Source organism: Leptotrichia massiliensis (assembly GCF_900104625.1).
GTDB classification, from domain to species: domain Bacteria; phylum Fusobacteriota; class Fusobacteriia; order Fusobacteriales; family Leptotrichiaceae; genus Leptotrichia; species Leptotrichia massiliensis.
Map to the genome: position 1 here is coordinate 518,186 of NZ_FNVZ01000004.1, position 16,322 is coordinate 534,507.

14 protein-coding genes are annotated in these 16,322 nt (G+C 29.6%); 2 read left to right on the plus strand and 12 right to left on the minus strand.

The genetic code is table 11. From position 1 onward, the window contains the following. Window positions 1–238: 238 nt before the first annotated feature. Both pncB and BQ5344_RS03760 read left to right on the plus strand, forming a co-directional pair. Window positions 239–1,624 carry a nicotinate phosphoribosyltransferase gene (pncB, locus tag BQ5344_RS03755; protein WP_071124205.1) on the plus strand — a complete coding sequence of 462 codons (1,386 nt, stop codon included), beginning with the start codon at window positions 239–241 and terminating at the stop codon, window positions 1,622–1,624. Window positions 1,625–1,836: 212 nt separating this feature from the next. Continuing rightward, the gene (locus tag BQ5344_RS03760) at window positions 1,837–2,226 is read left to right on the plus strand and encodes a hypothetical protein (RefSeq protein ID WP_021769745.1); all 390 of its coding nucleotides are present in this window, start codon (window positions 1,837–1,839) and stop codon (window positions 2,224–2,226) included. 120 nt (window positions 2,227–2,346) lie between these two features. Here BQ5344_RS03760 and BQ5344_RS03765 read toward each other — a convergent pair whose 3' ends face one another. From BQ5344_RS03765 to BQ5344_RS03820, 12 genes are all read right to left on the minus strand, one after another. Then, window positions 2,347–2,847: an HRDC domain-containing protein gene (locus BQ5344_RS03765; RefSeq protein WP_071124206.1), complete on the minus strand. Its 501-nt coding sequence runs from the start codon at window positions 2,845–2,847 to the stop codon at window positions 2,347–2,349. 37 nt (window positions 2,848–2,884) lie between these two features. Further along, the gene (locus tag BQ5344_RS03770) at window positions 2,885–3,352 is read right to left on the minus strand and encodes a DUF4825 domain-containing protein (protein WP_006805355.1); all 468 of its coding nucleotides are present in this window, start codon (window positions 3,350–3,352) and stop codon (window positions 2,885–2,887) included. A gap of 25 nt (window positions 3,353–3,377) precedes the next feature. Next, complete coding sequence (pheT, locus tag BQ5344_RS03775) at window positions 3,378–5,774, minus strand: phenylalanine--tRNA ligase subunit beta (RefSeq protein ID WP_071124207.1); 2,397 nt, start codon at window positions 5,772–5,774, stop codon at window positions 3,378–3,380. A 518-nt stretch (window positions 5,775–6,292) separates the two neighbouring features. Next, window positions 6,293–7,141 (minus strand): hypothetical protein, encoded by an 849-nt coding sequence (locus tag BQ5344_RS03780; RefSeq protein ID WP_071124208.1) that lies wholly within the window; start codon window positions 7,139–7,141, stop codon window positions 6,293–6,295. A gap of 26 nt (window positions 7,142–7,167) precedes the next feature. Continuing rightward, window positions 7,168–8,031 (minus strand): YwqG family protein, encoded by an 864-nt coding sequence (locus BQ5344_RS03785; RefSeq protein WP_071124209.1) that lies wholly within the window; start codon window positions 8,029–8,031, stop codon window positions 7,168–7,170. Window positions 8,032–8,061: 30 nt separating this feature from the next. Beyond that, entirely contained in the window at window positions 8,062–8,529 is a 468-nt protein-coding gene (locus tag BQ5344_RS03790; RefSeq protein ID WP_071124210.1) for a GNAT family N-acetyltransferase, read from the minus strand. Window positions 8,530–8,559: 30 nt separating this feature from the next. Then, window positions 8,560–9,579, minus strand: coding sequence for a phenylalanine--tRNA ligase subunit alpha (gene pheS / locus BQ5344_RS03795; protein WP_071124211.1), 1,020 nt, complete (start codon window positions 9,577–9,579; stop codon window positions 8,560–8,562). Between the two features lie 706 nt (window positions 9,580–10,285). After that, window positions 10,286–11,776 (minus strand): uroporphyrinogen-III C-methyltransferase, encoded by a 1,491-nt coding sequence (gene cobA / locus BQ5344_RS03800; protein WP_071124212.1) that lies wholly within the window; start codon window positions 11,774–11,776, stop codon window positions 10,286–10,288. Beyond that, window positions 11,763–12,731 (minus strand): hydroxymethylbilane synthase, encoded by a 969-nt coding sequence (gene hemC, locus BQ5344_RS03805; RefSeq protein WP_071124213.1) that lies wholly within the window; start codon window positions 12,729–12,731, stop codon window positions 11,763–11,765. Before hemC ends, cobA begins: the two co-directional genes overlap by 14 nt. Then, window positions 12,728–13,768 (minus strand): glutamyl-tRNA reductase, encoded by a 1,041-nt coding sequence (gene hemA, locus BQ5344_RS03810; RefSeq protein WP_071124214.1) that lies wholly within the window; start codon window positions 13,766–13,768, stop codon window positions 12,728–12,730. Before hemA ends, hemC begins: the two co-directional genes overlap by 4 nt. A gap of 413 nt (window positions 13,769–14,181) precedes the next feature. Next, window positions 14,182–14,901 carry a hypothetical protein gene (locus BQ5344_RS03815; protein ID WP_071124215.1) on the minus strand — a complete coding sequence of 240 codons (720 nt, stop codon included), beginning with the start codon at window positions 14,899–14,901 and terminating at the stop codon, window positions 14,182–14,184. Window positions 14,902–15,091: 190 nt separating this feature from the next. Further along, window positions 15,092–16,198 carry a pyridoxal phosphate-dependent aminotransferase gene (locus BQ5344_RS03820; RefSeq protein WP_071124216.1) on the minus strand — a complete coding sequence of 369 codons (1,107 nt, stop codon included), beginning with the start codon at window positions 16,196–16,198 and terminating at the stop codon, window positions 15,092–15,094. Window positions 16,199–16,322 lie beyond the last annotated feature (124 nt).

Genomic DNA, 16,322 nt, shown 5'->3' on the forward strand with positions numbered 1-16,322 from the left:
TTTTCAACATATTTATTTTTATTTTTAAAAATTTATATAATAAATTCTTTTAAATAAATTAAAAATATGAGATAATGTATTTGTGTTTATTGAATTGAATAATATACTCAAATATGTTTAAATTTTAACTAATAAAATTAAATATGAGGATTTGAATAATTATAAATTTGATTTTAAAGCGATTTTATTGTAAAATAAATTAGAAATTAGTTGATATATAGAAAAGAAGAGGTTCATTATGGAGAAATTTTTTAAATTTTTAAATTCAGACAGGTATCAGTATGCGGAAAGCGAAGTGTATTTAAAAAATAATATGGAAAATCAAATAGCGACTTTTGATGTATTTTTACGTACAGAAAAGGAAAATGATTATGCGATTATATATGGGATAGCGGATGTGCTGGAATTGATAGATGCTCTTTCTAATACTTCTTATGAGAAAAAGAAAAAATATTTGTCAAAAATTTTGGATAATTTAGATTTGATTGAATATATTGCCAATATGAAATTTACAGGCTCAATAAAGGGATTAAGAGATGGAGAAATCGTTTTTTCAAATGAACCAGTTCTTACAATTACAGCCCCACTTATACAAGGAAAAATTCTTGAAACTCCTATTTTAAATATTTTGCATTATCAGACACTTGCAGCAACTGTCACTTCTAAAATTGTGCAGGCAGCAAAGGATAAGGATGTCTTATTTTTTGGAAGCAGGAGAACAGCAGGCTTTGAAGCAGTAATGTCAATAACGAAAGCGGCTTATTTAGGTGGGTGTGTAGCTCATTCTAATTTAATGGGGGAATATCTTTATGATTTGAAAAGTGTAGGAACTATGACACATGGGTTTATTCAAAGTTTTGGTATGGAAAAAGATGCTGAATATAAGGCGTTTGATATGTTTATAAAGACTTATAGAGATAAAAAACAGGCTTTAATAATGCTAATAGATACTTATGATACGCTTAATAGCGGTATAGATAGTGCAGTTAAAGCATTTAAGGAAAATAAAATAAATGATGAGTATGAAGGAAGTTATGGGATTAGGATAGATTCAGGCAATTTGGAAGATTTGTCCCAAAAATGCAGGAAAGTACTGGATAAAAATGGGTTTTATAAGGCAAAAATCATATTAACCAGCGGACTTGATGAGGAAAAAATAGAAACATTAATAAAAAATAAGGCAAAAGTCGATACATTTGGAGTAGGAGATGCCATAGCATTACCCAAAAAGGAAATAAGTACCGTTTATAAAATGGCTAAAATAAATGAAAACGCTGTAATGAAAATTTCTGATGAAAGTAGCAAAACATCATTACCAGAAAATAAGGATTTATATAGGGTTTATGAAAATAATGATTTTTACGATGTTGTAGCACTAGAAGACGAAAAGCTTGAAAATACAGGTAATATTAAAAAATTAACAATTGATTATATTTCAGAGGGTGAAAAAATTGCAGAAAATTATGAATTGCTGGACTTGAAAAAGGCAAAAGAGTATTATGACAGTAATTTGATGCTTGTGAGAAAAGTATACGGAGAGAAGTTAAAATCTGGGAGAGTGAAATTATCAGAAAAATTGGAAGATTTGAAAAATGAACTTTTGAAAGCAAGAAAAAATATCTAAAATTAAGTCTATAGTAAAACCGTTTTAAAACAGAACTCAAAAACTATGATTATTTACTCAAACCTTGAGTTTATATAATTTTTAATAGTTTAATTTTAAACGGGTTCGAGTATAAAATAGAATTTATTTGAATTTCTTAAATTTTTATATTCAAATAATATAAAAAAACTGTTATAATTAATTTAAATTATAGTTAGAAGAAGGAGAAAATAATGAAAAAACTAGTTATTATGGTTATGTTGTTATTAAACATTTTTGTATTTGGAGAAAAGTTCCATAGTGATGGGAATACAAATTTAGAAAAGTTGAAAGGTACTTGGGATAGTAGATTTTGGGAAATTGTTAAAAAGAAAAATGAATGGTATGTAGAAGATCTAGATCCAGCGATGGATATAGATGTTCCATTATTACAAATTAAGCCTTACAAAAATGGTGCTTTGGTTATCGACTATACAAATCTTGGTTCTGATTATGTAGGAGGTCTTGTGTATTTTGGATGGGATACAAAATATAAAACTTTAGTAATTTTAGATGAAAACTTAAATATTGAAAGTAAAGAAGAGAGATATGTGGCTTGTTTACATAATGGAACTTGTAATTAGTATAGTATCTAATACTATTTATTTTAAATAGAAGATTTATTATAAAATTCAAATTAAAAATTTTTAGCAAAGGGGGTAAGCCCCCTTGTTATTAAGAAGATTTTATTTTATTAAATATCATCAAAGTGGTTTAAGCATATCATAAAAATTTTCCAAAATCAGTAAAATTTCTTCCCCATAATCCCTGATTTTCCGTTTTCCCATTCCCTTTAACTGCGAAAGTTCTTCCATATTTTTAGGATTAGTTTTTGCAATATTTGCCAAAAGCTGGTTTGAAGCAATAATATAGGGTGGATAGCCCAAAAGTTGTGCTTCTCCTGCCCGCCATTCCTTTAATATCTTGTACAGCTCCATTTCATCTTCTGTTAAATACTCCATATAATTTAGGTTAGCATCTTTAAATTCTTTTATATCTTGTGAAAAATTATCTTTTCCAGAATTTTTATTAAATTTATCTGCTTTTTCATATTCAACAAAAGCCGTCCAGTAATATTTCCCCTCAATTTTCACCAATTCAGCTTGATATTTCACGATTTGAACATCTTTTAACACTTTTTCCAGCTTTTCCTGCTCAAATTCCTCCATTTTATCATCAAATGGCAATGTTACTATTTTTAACACCTCAATTTCCCCCCTATTTACTTAAACTTTATAAGTTTTATTTGTTCAAATATTTTACAAATTCTTTTTCGCTGCTCCCAATTTCTTTAGTATTTTTATTCACTTCAGCCTTCAAGTAATTATCAATTTCATCTCTAGTAAATTCGGCTATAATTTTATTATTTGAAATATCTTCATATTTCACAAATGATAAATTTTCAATTAAAGCAAATAACACAGCCGAATTTTTAAGAAACTCATTTTTTTCAGGAATTTTTCCAGAATTTATATTTAATTTGACAAGTACTCCATAAGGCTCTTTTTCCGACAAAATTTGTACAGAATTATAACTTGTTTCCTTGGGATATTTTAAATTTGATAAAATATTCATTACTTTAGAATTGTCACCCACATATTTTGTTTTAGATTTATAAATATCTTTTTCTGAATTTTGTGATTTACCACATGCTGTAAAAATAACGCATAATATTAATAAAACTGTTATTTCAAACTTTTTATTTTTCATAGCAATCACCTCTAAATTCAATTTTCTATTGTCTTAAAACCGCACCATAATCCTTCTCAACCTTAGCTACAATTTTATTGGAAATGTCTACAATTTCTTTTTCTTCCAGTGTTTTGCTCTTATCTCTTAGAACTACGCTGATTGCCACACTCTTCATTCCTGGCAGTACTCCTACACCTTGATAAATATCAAATAGTTCCACTTTTTCTATTTTCTTGTCAACTTTCTGGATTGTTTTTAATACATCTCCAACTAGGATTTCTTCCTTCATAACGAATGCAAAATCTCTTGGCACAGCTGGATATTTTACAATTCCTTGATAATTTACCTTTTTACCGATATATTTCTGAATCAAGTCAATGTTAAATTCTCCAACTAGAACTGATGTTTTCCCTAAGTCAAAGTTTTCCAGCACATCTGGATGAATTTCTCCAAAACTTCCAATTAATTCACGTCCCACAAATACATCAACTGAACGTCCAGAATGGAACTGGCTTTGTTCTGAACGTTTTATCATATAGTTATTGAATTTAAGCTGTGTAAAGATTTCTTCTACAATTCCCTTCAAATCGTAAAAATCGTAAGGAACAGGTTTTGGATTCCACAATGTCTTGTCGTTTTCTCCAGCTAGAATTATTCCCAATTTCACTTCTTCTTTTGCCAATTCTTCAGCTTTTTCAAAAGTTCTGCTCACTTCAAAGAATCTGATATTTGAAACATTTCTGTTAATGTTGTCCTTTGCGTTTTTGATAAGGCTGTAAAGCAATGTTGGACGCAGTGTTACAAAGTCTTCTGTTATTGGTTTTAGCACGTCAATCAGTTTTTCCTGTGCAACTGTATATTTTATTTTTTCCATTGCATCTTTTGGCACAAAGCTGTAGTTGATAACTTCCTTAAGTCCTGCATTTGCTGCAATAAGTTTTACTTGCGTAGAAAGTTTTGTTGTGTCAATAACTGGCTGTTCGCTAATATCCAGTTTTGGTAAAATGTTTTCGATATTGTCAAAACCATACATTCTTATAATTTCTTCAAAGTAGTCCTGCTCATTTTCCAAATCGTCACGGTAACTTGGTGCAGTTAATGTCAAAGTTTCCCCATTATCCACAACTTCGATTTCAAGTCTAGTCAAAATTCCAATAACAGTTTCACGAGGAATTACTTTCCCAACGAAACGGTTCAGTCTTTCAAAATTAAGTTCAGCAGATTTTTTCTCATAAGGGACAGGATAATTGTCAACAGTTCCAGCCAAAATTTCTCCACCTGCTACTTCCTGAATCAAATTCGCAAGTCTATTTATCACATTAATCGCATTTTCCTCGTCCACTCTTCTTTCAAATCTATATGAAGAATCGCTTGATAAAGTCAATCTTCTTGACGTTTTTCTCACATTTTGCGAGTTAAAGTTTGCCACTTCCAGAAGGATATTTTTTGTATTTTCAGTAATTTGTGAATTTTCTCCGCCCATTACACCACCAAGTGCTACGGCTTTCACTCCATCCGAAATTACAATATCATCACTATTTAACTCTCTTTCCTGTTCATCAAGCGTAACCAGTTTTTCATTTTCAAGCCCTGCTCTCACAACAATCTTTCCACCTTCAATTTTATCAAGGTCAAAAGCATGATTAGGCTGATTAAGTTCCATCATAACAAAATTTGAAGCATCTACAATATTGTTAATACTTCTGATTCCAATAGATTCCACTCTTTCCTTAAGCCATTTTGGACTGTCCTTAACCGTTACATTTTTAATAATTCTAGCCACATATCTTTTTGCCAAATTGCTGTCTGAAATTTCAACCGAAATATTGTCAGCCGTTTTTTCGCTACTTTCAGTATTTATCACAAAACTAGGATATTTAACTTCCTTCCCGTAATAAGCCCCCAGTTCTCTTGCAATCCCAATATGTGATAGACAATCAGGACGATTTGGCGTAATTTCCAGCTCAAACACAGTATCATTAATTCCCAAATATTCCTTCATTGGTATTCCGGCAGGTGTATCTTGAGGTAAAATCATAATCCCGTCAGAATCCTTACCAATATTCAGTTCTTCTTCTGAACAAAGCATTCCATTTGATTCCACACCTCTTATCTTCCCTTTTTTAATAACAAAGTCTTCAGCTAGTTTTGCTCCAACTTGTGCTAAAACAACCTTATCCCCAGCCTTATGATTAGATGCACCACATACAACCTGCAAAATTTCTTTCCCATTATCCACTTTACAAATCGTCAAATGATCCGAATCAGGATGCATCTCCTTTTCAACAATATGTGCCGTTACAACATTTTCCAAGTTTTCCCCCAGCACTTCAATTTTTTCCACTTCCTGCCCAATCATAGTAAGGGCATTCTCCATTTCATTTATTTCTATTCCATCTAAATCTATATACTGCTTTAACCAGTTTAACGAAATCAGCATTCTTTTTTTCTCCTTATTTAAAATTTTTTAGTTGTAATTATGTTTTTTCAATTTTTATTTTAGATTAATTTTATTAATAATTGTTTTCTATTATTTATTTATATTAGTTTTTTTAACGCAGAGGTATCAGACGCCATACCTCTGCACTCCCGCTTGACGCAAAACTTTCTTTTAGAAAAAAATAGAACTCGCTTTTGAATTTATACTATTCTGATATGAATAACTTTGTATAATTTAAAATTTATTCCAAAAGCTCAAACAGCTATTTTTTTCTAACGAAATTTTGCTTGTTATATGTTGTTATCAAATAAATTTTTCTAATTAGATTAAAATGTCGTGATTTTTTGGAAATAAAATTGATTGTTTGAGCAATAGCGAGTTTCAATTTTGTTTTCAAAAAATTCTTAGACGAGCCAGGGATGCAAGGGAAATGGCGATTGATTTCCCTTGCGTTTAAAAAAAGAAAAAACATAGAATTTATAAAAAGATATATATTAATCAATATTCATACTATAAAATTAAATAAAAATATTTTTTATTATTTTTATAAATAATTCAGGTTTTTCTATATACTTCATATTTTTTGAAAAAACTACTTCTCCAGTTTTCTTCACAATTTGTATATTTTTATTATTCTTATTTTCTAAAACCGTAATTTTTCCAATTTCCTTCCAAAAATAATTTTCTAAAAGTTTTCCATTTTGATTTTCCACTCTAATTCCATCTTTATTTAAAAAAATATGTTTATATATTTTGACTTTTTCCAAGTTTTTATCCATATTTAAACTAAAAATTTTGTCTTTCATTAAATTATTTTCTTCAATAATTCCGAATTTAAAGTTAAAATTATCCTTATTTTTAGTATCTTCATTAAATTCATTCTTTAAAACAAATTCAACATAATTTTTTACAAATAATTTTGAAGCCAATTTGTTTAATTTCAAATTTATTATAATTTTTTCTAAATGATTTTTTATTAAATTTTCTTTATTTTCCACTTCAATAACAAGAAATTCAACATTATCAGAACCATTTTTTAAATTTAAATAAAAATAATTTTTCACATCTTCAAAAAATATTTTTTCCTTTTTCAAGACATTTTCAAAGCCAGTTTCATAAAAAATATATTTCCCAACCGAACTCTCTTCCATTTTCAGCCATAAAAACTGAATTGGTGCAAGTGATATAATAAATATTCCAATCCAGAATAAAAAATCAAAATAACTTTTTCCCCAGTTTACAAGCGACGAAATTACAAGGAAAAATCCCAAAATAATACAAATTGCCATAATAAATGTACTTTTTATAATTAGAACTTGTGAAATTCCAGCTTTTCCAACTGTTTTGCCTAATATTTTTTCCTTCATCTTCTCAAATTATCCTATTTTTGTTTTTAACTGCAATCCCAGTTATAAAGAATTTCTGAAAAATCTTTCTTTTTCAAATTTTCACGATTTATAAAAAAGTTTATTACGCCAGCATCTCCGATACAAACTTTCCAATTTCGAGTATTTTCATCAAATTCGCTATTAAGTTGAAATAATACTGTATCAAATTTTTTATACTCTTCGTTATATTCTCTAGGATCATCTTGAGTAAAAAAGGCAAATCCATCGCATTGTGAATAATAATTTTCTGAATATTGCATAAAGTTCAATAATTTTCTATAAAGCCAGTCTTCTTGTGTTTGTTTTAATCCTTTTTCCTTGCAGATTTTTGTGAATATATGATAAAACATATCTTCAAATCTTTCTTTTTCACTTGTCAATTCAAAGTTCATTTTATAACTTTCGTTATTGTTTGTAATGTAGCTTTCTTCAAAATGATAGGGATTATAAATACTTTTTAACTCATTTTCATCATAAAACTCTTCGATTTTTTTATGATAAATCACACGAAAACTATCTTGAACAGTCTGATTATCAAAATCAAGCCCTAACAATCCATCCTCATCATTTAGAACGAAAAATTGTAAAATCCCTTTTTCTGGAAAATCTGCAAGTCCTTGTAAATCGTCACAGTTAATCTGTGCAATCATCATCATTTTATCGCCATTAGCTGTTTGGGGAATTTCTGCTCCTTTAGGGACATAAGGCAATCCCATAACTTTGCTATCTGTTATTTTTAGTTCATTTTCCGTCAATATAATTTTTGCAAAAGCCTTTGTTTGTGCAGTTTTTTCATATTCAGCCCAAATTTCATCATAAACTTTTTTTGCAAATTCATCATCAATTTTTATTTCTAATTCATTTTCCATTTTTAACCTTCCAATTAAATTAGTAATTTATTATCTAAATTTTTCCATTCTTACAATTCCTTCATCATCTGCTTTGTTTACTCCATTTTTGTAGCTATATCCCATTTTCTTATAAAATGGGACAGCCGTAATGGACGCAGGTACCTTGATTCTTTTAGCTCTTAAAAAATATTCATCTTTTTCCAATGTTTCAATAATTTTTCGTCCTATTCCCTTTCCCTGATATTCAGGCAAGATAAAAATAGTAAATAAAGAACTTTCATCAAATTTATCCCAATATGGTGCAATTGCTCCACACCCAATAATATTGTCCTTTTCTTCGGCAACATAAAAATGTGTCCACGAGGCTCTTTTAAGAACATTTTCGGGGTGGAAATTATTTACATAATTTTCTATTGAATCAGCAGAATAATCTTTTATATTTGTTTTTCGCAATGTTTCCACAATTAATTCAGATACTTTTTTAGCGTCTTTTTCTTCAAATCTGCGTATTTTCATATTTTTCTCCTGAATTACACTAATTAGATCCTAAAATTGATTCAAAAATCTCTCATCATTTTCAAAAAATGCCCTCAAATCATCAATTCCATATTTAAGCATTGTAATTCTCTCAAGCCCTAGACCAAATGCGAAACCTTGATATTTTTTCGGATCGATTCCAACGCCTTCCAGTACTTTTGGATTTACCATTCCGCTTCCTAGAATTTCAAGCCATCCAGTTCCTTTACAAACTCTACATCCAGCTCCTTTACAAACTCCACATTCTACATCCATTTCAGCCGATGGTTCTGTGAATGGGAAAAAATGTGGACGGAATCTTACTTTTCTGTCTTCTCCAAATATTTTTTTCACGATATTTTCCAAAATCGCCTTAAAATTAGCAAAAGAAACATCTTCTCCTACCATAAGCCCTTCCATCTGATGAAACATTGGCGTATGTGACACATCGTAGTCTGGACGGTAAACTTTTCCAATTGAAATCATTCTAAATGGAGGTTTTCTATCTTCCATATATCTAATTTGCATACCAGAAGTCTGTGTTCTTAACACAACATTTTCTTCTTCGATGTAAAATGTATCTGAAATTTCACGTGAAGGATGTGTTTTTGGAATGTTTAATGCATCAAAATTGTATTTCACATATTCCACTTCTGGTCCATCCACAATGTCAAATCCCATTGTAGAAACGATATCCTTTATTTCCATAACCGTCTTTGTAAGCGGATGAAGCGAACCCACGTTAGCCTTTCTTCCTGGCAAAGTCACATCTATAGTTTCATTTTTCAATCTTTGCTGTTTTGCAATTTCCTTTAAATCAGTATTTACTTCTTCAAATCTATTTTGCAGTACATTTTTTATTTCATTCGTAACTTTTCCAAATTCAGCCCGCTTTTCAGCCGCAATATCAGCCATTCCCTTCATAATAGCTGTAAATTCCCCTTTTTTCCCCAATATCTTAACTCTTAGGTCATTCAGCTCCTCAAGATTTTCCACTTCTTTAAGTTTTGCTAACACTTCTTCTTTCAAGTGTGCCAATTTGTCTAACATTTTTCCTCCTGTTTGCTTCACTTTTCTATATTTTATACTATAAAATTTATGTTTTTATTATATCACACTTTAAATATATTAAAAAGTTTAAATTTCCCAAAATGAAAATAGGCATTGAATAAAATTGAAAAAAATGCTATAATAGTTTCATATAAAAAACAATCACGAGGTTTTTAAAAAATGCGAGAAGAAAGTTCTAATCTTTATTGACTAGAACTTTTTTTTTGTGATATAACTTTTAAAGTTAATCAAGATTCGCAACCTTGATTGATAAATCCTCGTGATTGGAGGTGGTAACGATGATTAATCAAGACTGGGCTATTTTGCTGGTTATAATCGTTCTATTTTTGATTTTAAGCCGTCAAGGATAGTCGGCACTTGATAATCTCCTTTCTACCTTATACCCACTGGTTTATATGCTAGCCAGTGGGTTTTATTATTTACTTTCCAAAACAAAACAAAACAACAACAACACAATGGATTTTAATGTTTCTCAATTTTTTCAAAAAAAGAAGCAGAATCTTAAAAATTCCACTTCCAAACACAGCAATTCATTTCACTAAATTTACAAATTAATGAACTCAATTTTCGTACTTATCCTCACAATAGACATTTTCACTAGGATACTTATAACATTTCACAGCTCTTTTATTGCCTGATAAACTTCATCTTTATATTTCTTTTGTCTAGTATAAAAAGGTGTTCCTTATCCTTTTGCTGTCTGTTTCAAAATTTCATCAAATAATCCATCTTCAGTATATTTCTTAGGCTCTATTCCTACTTTTAATCCATATTTTTCAATAGTTTTTGTAGTAACAGGACCAATAGATGCTATAATTTTATTTTTCAGAATTTCTTTTATTTCCTCATTTTCAGTCAAGTTTATGCTATCAGCAAAGGCTTTAAATGTTGATGAGCTTAAGAACATTAAAATGTCGCTTTCTTTTATATATTTTTCAGCTTCTTCCTTTTCCACTTCAACTTTCTGAGTTTTATACACTACAAGTTTTTCATAATTTCTGTTGTATAAATCTGAATATTTTTTTTCATTTACTGGAGAAATGTCAGATACTATAAACAGTATTTTTTCTCCTTCTTTAGTAAAATTCACACTTTCACTAGCCAGTCTTTCTACCGTATATTCTTCTGGATAAAAATCTGGAATTATTTTATATTTTTCAATTTCTTCAGCAGTTTTTTCTCCCACTACACCTATCTTAACATTTCCTAAAGCACGGATATCCTTTACTTTTCTCATAAATCCAATAACAGAATTTATGCTGTTAAATAGAAGGGTGCTGTATTCCTTCAAATCAGGCATTTCAAAATCGACATACTCTATATTAATAAATGGAAGGCTCAAAGCCTGTCCGCCAAGTTCATTTATTTTATTTGATATATTTCCTTGTTTTTCCCTATTTCTTGTAACAAGAATATTTTTCCCAAATAATGGCTTATTCTCAAACCATTTCATTTTTTCCCGTAAATTCACCACTTCTCCAATCAAAATAATGGCAGGCGATTTTACATTATGTTCTTTTACTGTATTTATTATTGTTTTCAATGTTCCTGTGTAAGTTTTCTGTCTTGTCGTTGTTCCATCTTTTATTATTGCAACAGGTGTTTTCGGATTTTTTCCGTTATTTATCAAATTTTCTGCTATTTTTTCAAGATTGCTTAATCCCATTAAAAAGACCAAAGTTCCTTCCAATTTTGCAATAACTGGAAAATCAAGTTCTATTCCATTAAATTGCGTATGTCCAGTAAATACATGAAAGGAAGTATTAATTCCTCTGTGAGTAACAGGAATTCCAGCATAAGCTGGCACAGCGATTGAAGAAGTTATCCCTGGAATTACCTCAAAATCTATATTTTCAGCAACTAAAGCCTCTATTTCCTCTCCTCCTCGTCCAAATACAAAAGGATCTCCTCCTTTTAGTCTTAGAACTTCAAGTCCTTCTTTACCTTTTTCCACTAATTTCTTATTTATTTCTGCCTGCAATTTTCCTCCAGCAGTATTTTCTTTACCCATATAAATCATTTCTACATCAGATTTTGCATATTGTAAGATATTTTCATTTACAAGCCTGTCATAAACAATGCAGTCAGCTTTTTCTATCACGTTTTTCAATTTTAAAGTTATAAGCCCCTCATCTCCACAGCCTGCTCCTGCGATATAAACTTTACCTTTTCTCATTTTTCATCTCCTCTTTTTTTATTTCTTCAGCCAATTTTTGTGCAGTTTCCTTTGGATTTTCCCTATTTCCTTCAACTTCTTTAAATATTCTGATTCCGTTATTATTAAACATTCCCTTTAATTTTAATGTATTTCCTTCAATAACCGATGAACAGCCTATCGGAGTATGGCATCCTCCATCAAAAATTTTTGAAAATTCTCTTTCAGTTTTACACATTATCGTAACTTCATCATCATTTATAATTTTCAGAAGATTTAGTATTTTATTATCATTTTCCCTGCATTGAATACACAAAATCCCTTGTCCTGGTGCTGGCATAAATGAATCTTTATCAAAATATTCAGTAATTCTGTTTTCCAGCCCAACTCTTTTTAATCCAGCCGCAGCCAGCACAATCGCATCATATTCCCCATCATCAAGTTTTTTTAACCTTGTGTGAATATTTCCACGAATTGCTTTTATCTTTACATCATTTCGCAAATTCAAAAGCTCCTTTTCCCGTCTTATGCTTCCTGTCCCAATTACAGAATTTTCATCAAGTTCTTTTAATTTTTTCCCGTTTTTTGAAACAAGCACATCACGGTTGTCTTCCCTCATTGGAAAGCATGCGTTTAAAAGTCCTTCTGGAGTGTTCTGTGGCATATCCTTTAACGAATGTACCGCCAAATCTATTTTATTTTCCAGCATTTCCTTTTCAATTTCCTTCACAAACAAGTCCTTTTGCGTAGTTCCTTTTATTTTTGTAAAGTCCCTTAGGTCTTTATCTCCCTTTGTAACTATAACTTTCAGTTCTATTTCCAGTGGACTTTTTTTCTCAAATCCTTCAATTTCACAAAAATTCTCATTTTCTCTTAATTCATCATATTTTTTAATAAGCATTTCTTTCACTTTTTCCGCTTGTGCAAGTGCCAAAATGCTTCCTCTCGTTCCAATAATTATTTTATTTGATTTCATCTATTTTCACCCATCTCAATATTTTTCTGATTCGTATATTTTCTTCTTTTTTCAAGTTTTTCCGCTATTTTTTTTAACTGCTCCTCAATAATGTAAGAATATTTTTCTACAATTTCATCCCGTTTTTCCACATTTTTATTATATTCATCCCAAATATCCTCCAAATGATAAAGCGAAGCATTTTCAAACTCCCCTATACTTGCTTCAATATCTCTAGGAACGGCTAAATCAAGGAAAAACCGTTTTTTTCCATCATTCAAAATATTTTGAATTTTCGCTGTTTCAAGAATCAAATGTGGTGCAGAAGTGGCACTTATTACAATATCCATATTTTTTATAACATTATATTTCTCGTTAAATTCTGCTGTCTGAACGTCTGGATACACTTTCTGCAATTCAATTGATCGTCGTAAACTTCTATTTGTCATTGTCAAATGGCAATTGTTCATTTTGTGAAGAAGTGCAAGAATTGACTGGCTCAAATCTCCCACTCCAATTACAAATATTTTTTTATTTTCAAGGCTCTCAAATTTTGTTCTTATAAATTTTACAGCTATCGAATCAAGTGAAATATTTTTTTCATTTATCTTGCTTTCCGCCCTAAATCTTTTTCCAGTTTCTATCGCCTGATTAAACATTATATTCAAAAATGAAGATGTAATATTTTTGTCAAGAGCGTCAAAATATGCTTTTTTAAGCTGTACAAGAATCTGATCCTCTCCCTTTATTATTGAATCCAGCCCACAAATCACCCGCAACAAATAATTCACAGCTTCAGCACCTTTATAGTCCTTCATCTTATCAATTCTAAAATCCCTCTTTAAACTCTCAATTTCAAATTCCTTGCTAACATCCAAATAAAGCTCTATCCTAAGGCAAGTTTCGACAGCCACATACCCCTTTATAATCCCTTTTTCCAAATACCCCCTCAAAACATGTCTATACCCCTCTTTTACAAACTTTTCCCTTTCTTCCAAACTCAAATTTTTATAACTAAAACTTAGAATATAAAAATTTTTTACTAAATTTTCCTTCATTTTTTTTCTCTCCAATTTTTATTTTATATAATTTTGTAATTTTTTAAAATAATTTTTCTTAATTTCTATCTCCAAAATGAATATTACTAAATTTAATTTGTTATATGAAATGATGCATAAATTTTAGTATTTTAATTTTTTTATTTTTACTCTTTCTCCTTACAGACGATTATCTATATTCTATTAATTTTTCCATTTTTTGTCAATTCAATTTAATAATAAGATTCTCAAACATTCTAATTGTAAATTTATAACAAAATATATTCAAACCTATTTAAAATTAAACTACTAAAAATTATATATATTTAGGGTTCGAGTAAAATAGTCATAACTTTTGAGTTTAGTTTTAAAGCAGTTTTACTATAAAATAATAGGGAATATCTTATAAATCATAAGAATCCCCATTTAAAATACTAATAAGCATATTTCGCAATCTCATCGACTATATCGTCTGTCATTTCGTCTAACACATATTTTTTCTTAATATTAACAGTTTTCCATTCTTCCTTAGGCTTATTTGCCTTTTCATCAAACATATTTTCGCCAGTAGTAATTTTTACTTTATTAGTAGAAAAATTAATGCTAAATTCCTCTTGATTGCCAGAATTTCTCATATATGAATTATTGTCAAACCCTATGAGTTCAAATTTTTTGTTTTGAAATCTAAAAGTGTATGTATTTTGTGTTACTGACCAGCTTCCTGCACTTAAAAAATAATTAAATTTAATTTTTAAAATATTATTTTTTATGCTGATGTTGTCTAAAGTATCCATAAGAGCTGGATTTTCCTTATCTCCTGCACTTTTGATAAAACCTTTGTCATTCTTGCTTGCCAAAATATAACTTCCATTTTTTTGCTTGAACAAAACCAAAAGTATTCTTGGATTCAAGTTTAAATATTCAGAGCCAAGATTCTCATTTTTTACAATATTTGCTTTATCAGTTTTTTCGATAACAATAACAACATCTTCAAGTTTATCGTTATTCAAATCCCCTTTAGCCGAAAGAATCATTTTCCAGCCTGTCGGAACGAATCCATTTACATTTTTTGCCTTATCTGGAAAGCTTTCTCCAAAAGCAAAAAGAGAGCAAATTAAAAATACTGATAAAATAAATAATAATCCTCTTTTCATAAATAATACACCTTTACTTTCTTTTCCTTTTCTTTTCTTTTCTTTTTTATTCTAACTATTTGTAAAAGTTTAAAAATTTCGATAAATACAGTATTTTTAAATCTTTAATTTTCTTCTTTTTTCTGCTCTCTAACAAGGGGTCTTGACCCCTTGCGATATTAGTTAGTTTACTTTTACAATTGCCTATTTTCTATTCTAAAATTTCTCTCAAAGTCTCAATAACCCTATCATTGCTCTTTCTGTCCTTAATTGCCAGCCTAAAAAATCTTTCATCTAAAAATTTGAAATTGGACGCATCCCTTATCAGAATTCCTTCTTCCATCATTTTTTCCCGCAATTTTTTCACATTCATCCCTTTAGAAATCATTTCATCTTTTATTTTTACGCAAATAAAGTTCACTTCACTCTTATAAGGCTTTATTTTTGAAATTTCATTCAGTCTTTCATACATGTATTTTTTTTCTTCTGTTATCCAGTTTAATGTCTTTTCTATATACCCTGTATCATCAAGTACTGTTATTCCAGCCATTTCAGCGATATTGTTCACGCTCCACGGCTCTTTTTTTTCAGCGATTTTCTTTTCCAAATTTTTGTCAAAATAAATTCCATATCCCAATCGTAATCCTGGAATAGCAAAAAATTTTGTAAATGCACGAGTTACAAACAAATTTTTCTTATTTTCCCCACTGTTTACAACGCTTTCCTTTAATCCATCCTCTAAAAATTCGATAAATGCCTCATCAATAAATAACTTCGTAGCATATCTATTGCATTCTCTCAAAATTTCCTCTGTTTCAGCCATTTTCAAAAATTTTCCAGTCGGATTATTTGGATTGCAAATTATTACTAAATCATATTTTTTCTCAAGTTCCTTTTTTAATTTCCCAATATTAAGTCTAAACTCATCTTTTTCTTCTAATTCAAAATATTCAATTTCAATTTTCTGACTTTCAGAATTTTTGCACGCTCTTACTGCCCTTTCATATTCCCCAAAAGTAGGCGATACAATCAGCGCTTTTTCGGGTTTTATTACTTTTATGAACAAAAATATAGCTTCCGTCGCACCATTTCCCAGCACAATATTTTCCAGCTCAACTTTATTCAGTTGAGCCAATTTTTCACGCAATTCCACATAATCAGGGTCAGGATACCTCTCAAGAATCCCAATATTTTCGATAATCTTCTGCTTTAAACTCTCTGGCACTCCGTAAGGATTGATATTTGAGCTGTAATCCAGTATTTCTGTTATATTTTTTTCCCTAAATATTTTGTAAATATTTCCACCATGAAAATCCATTTCTCCCTCCATTTCAAGAAAATTGTCTTTATACAATCTCTCATCTTATTTTACATTAAAAATCTTTTAAAATCAAATATATATTTAAATATTTATAATTTTTTTTGTTTAGTTCATAGATTGT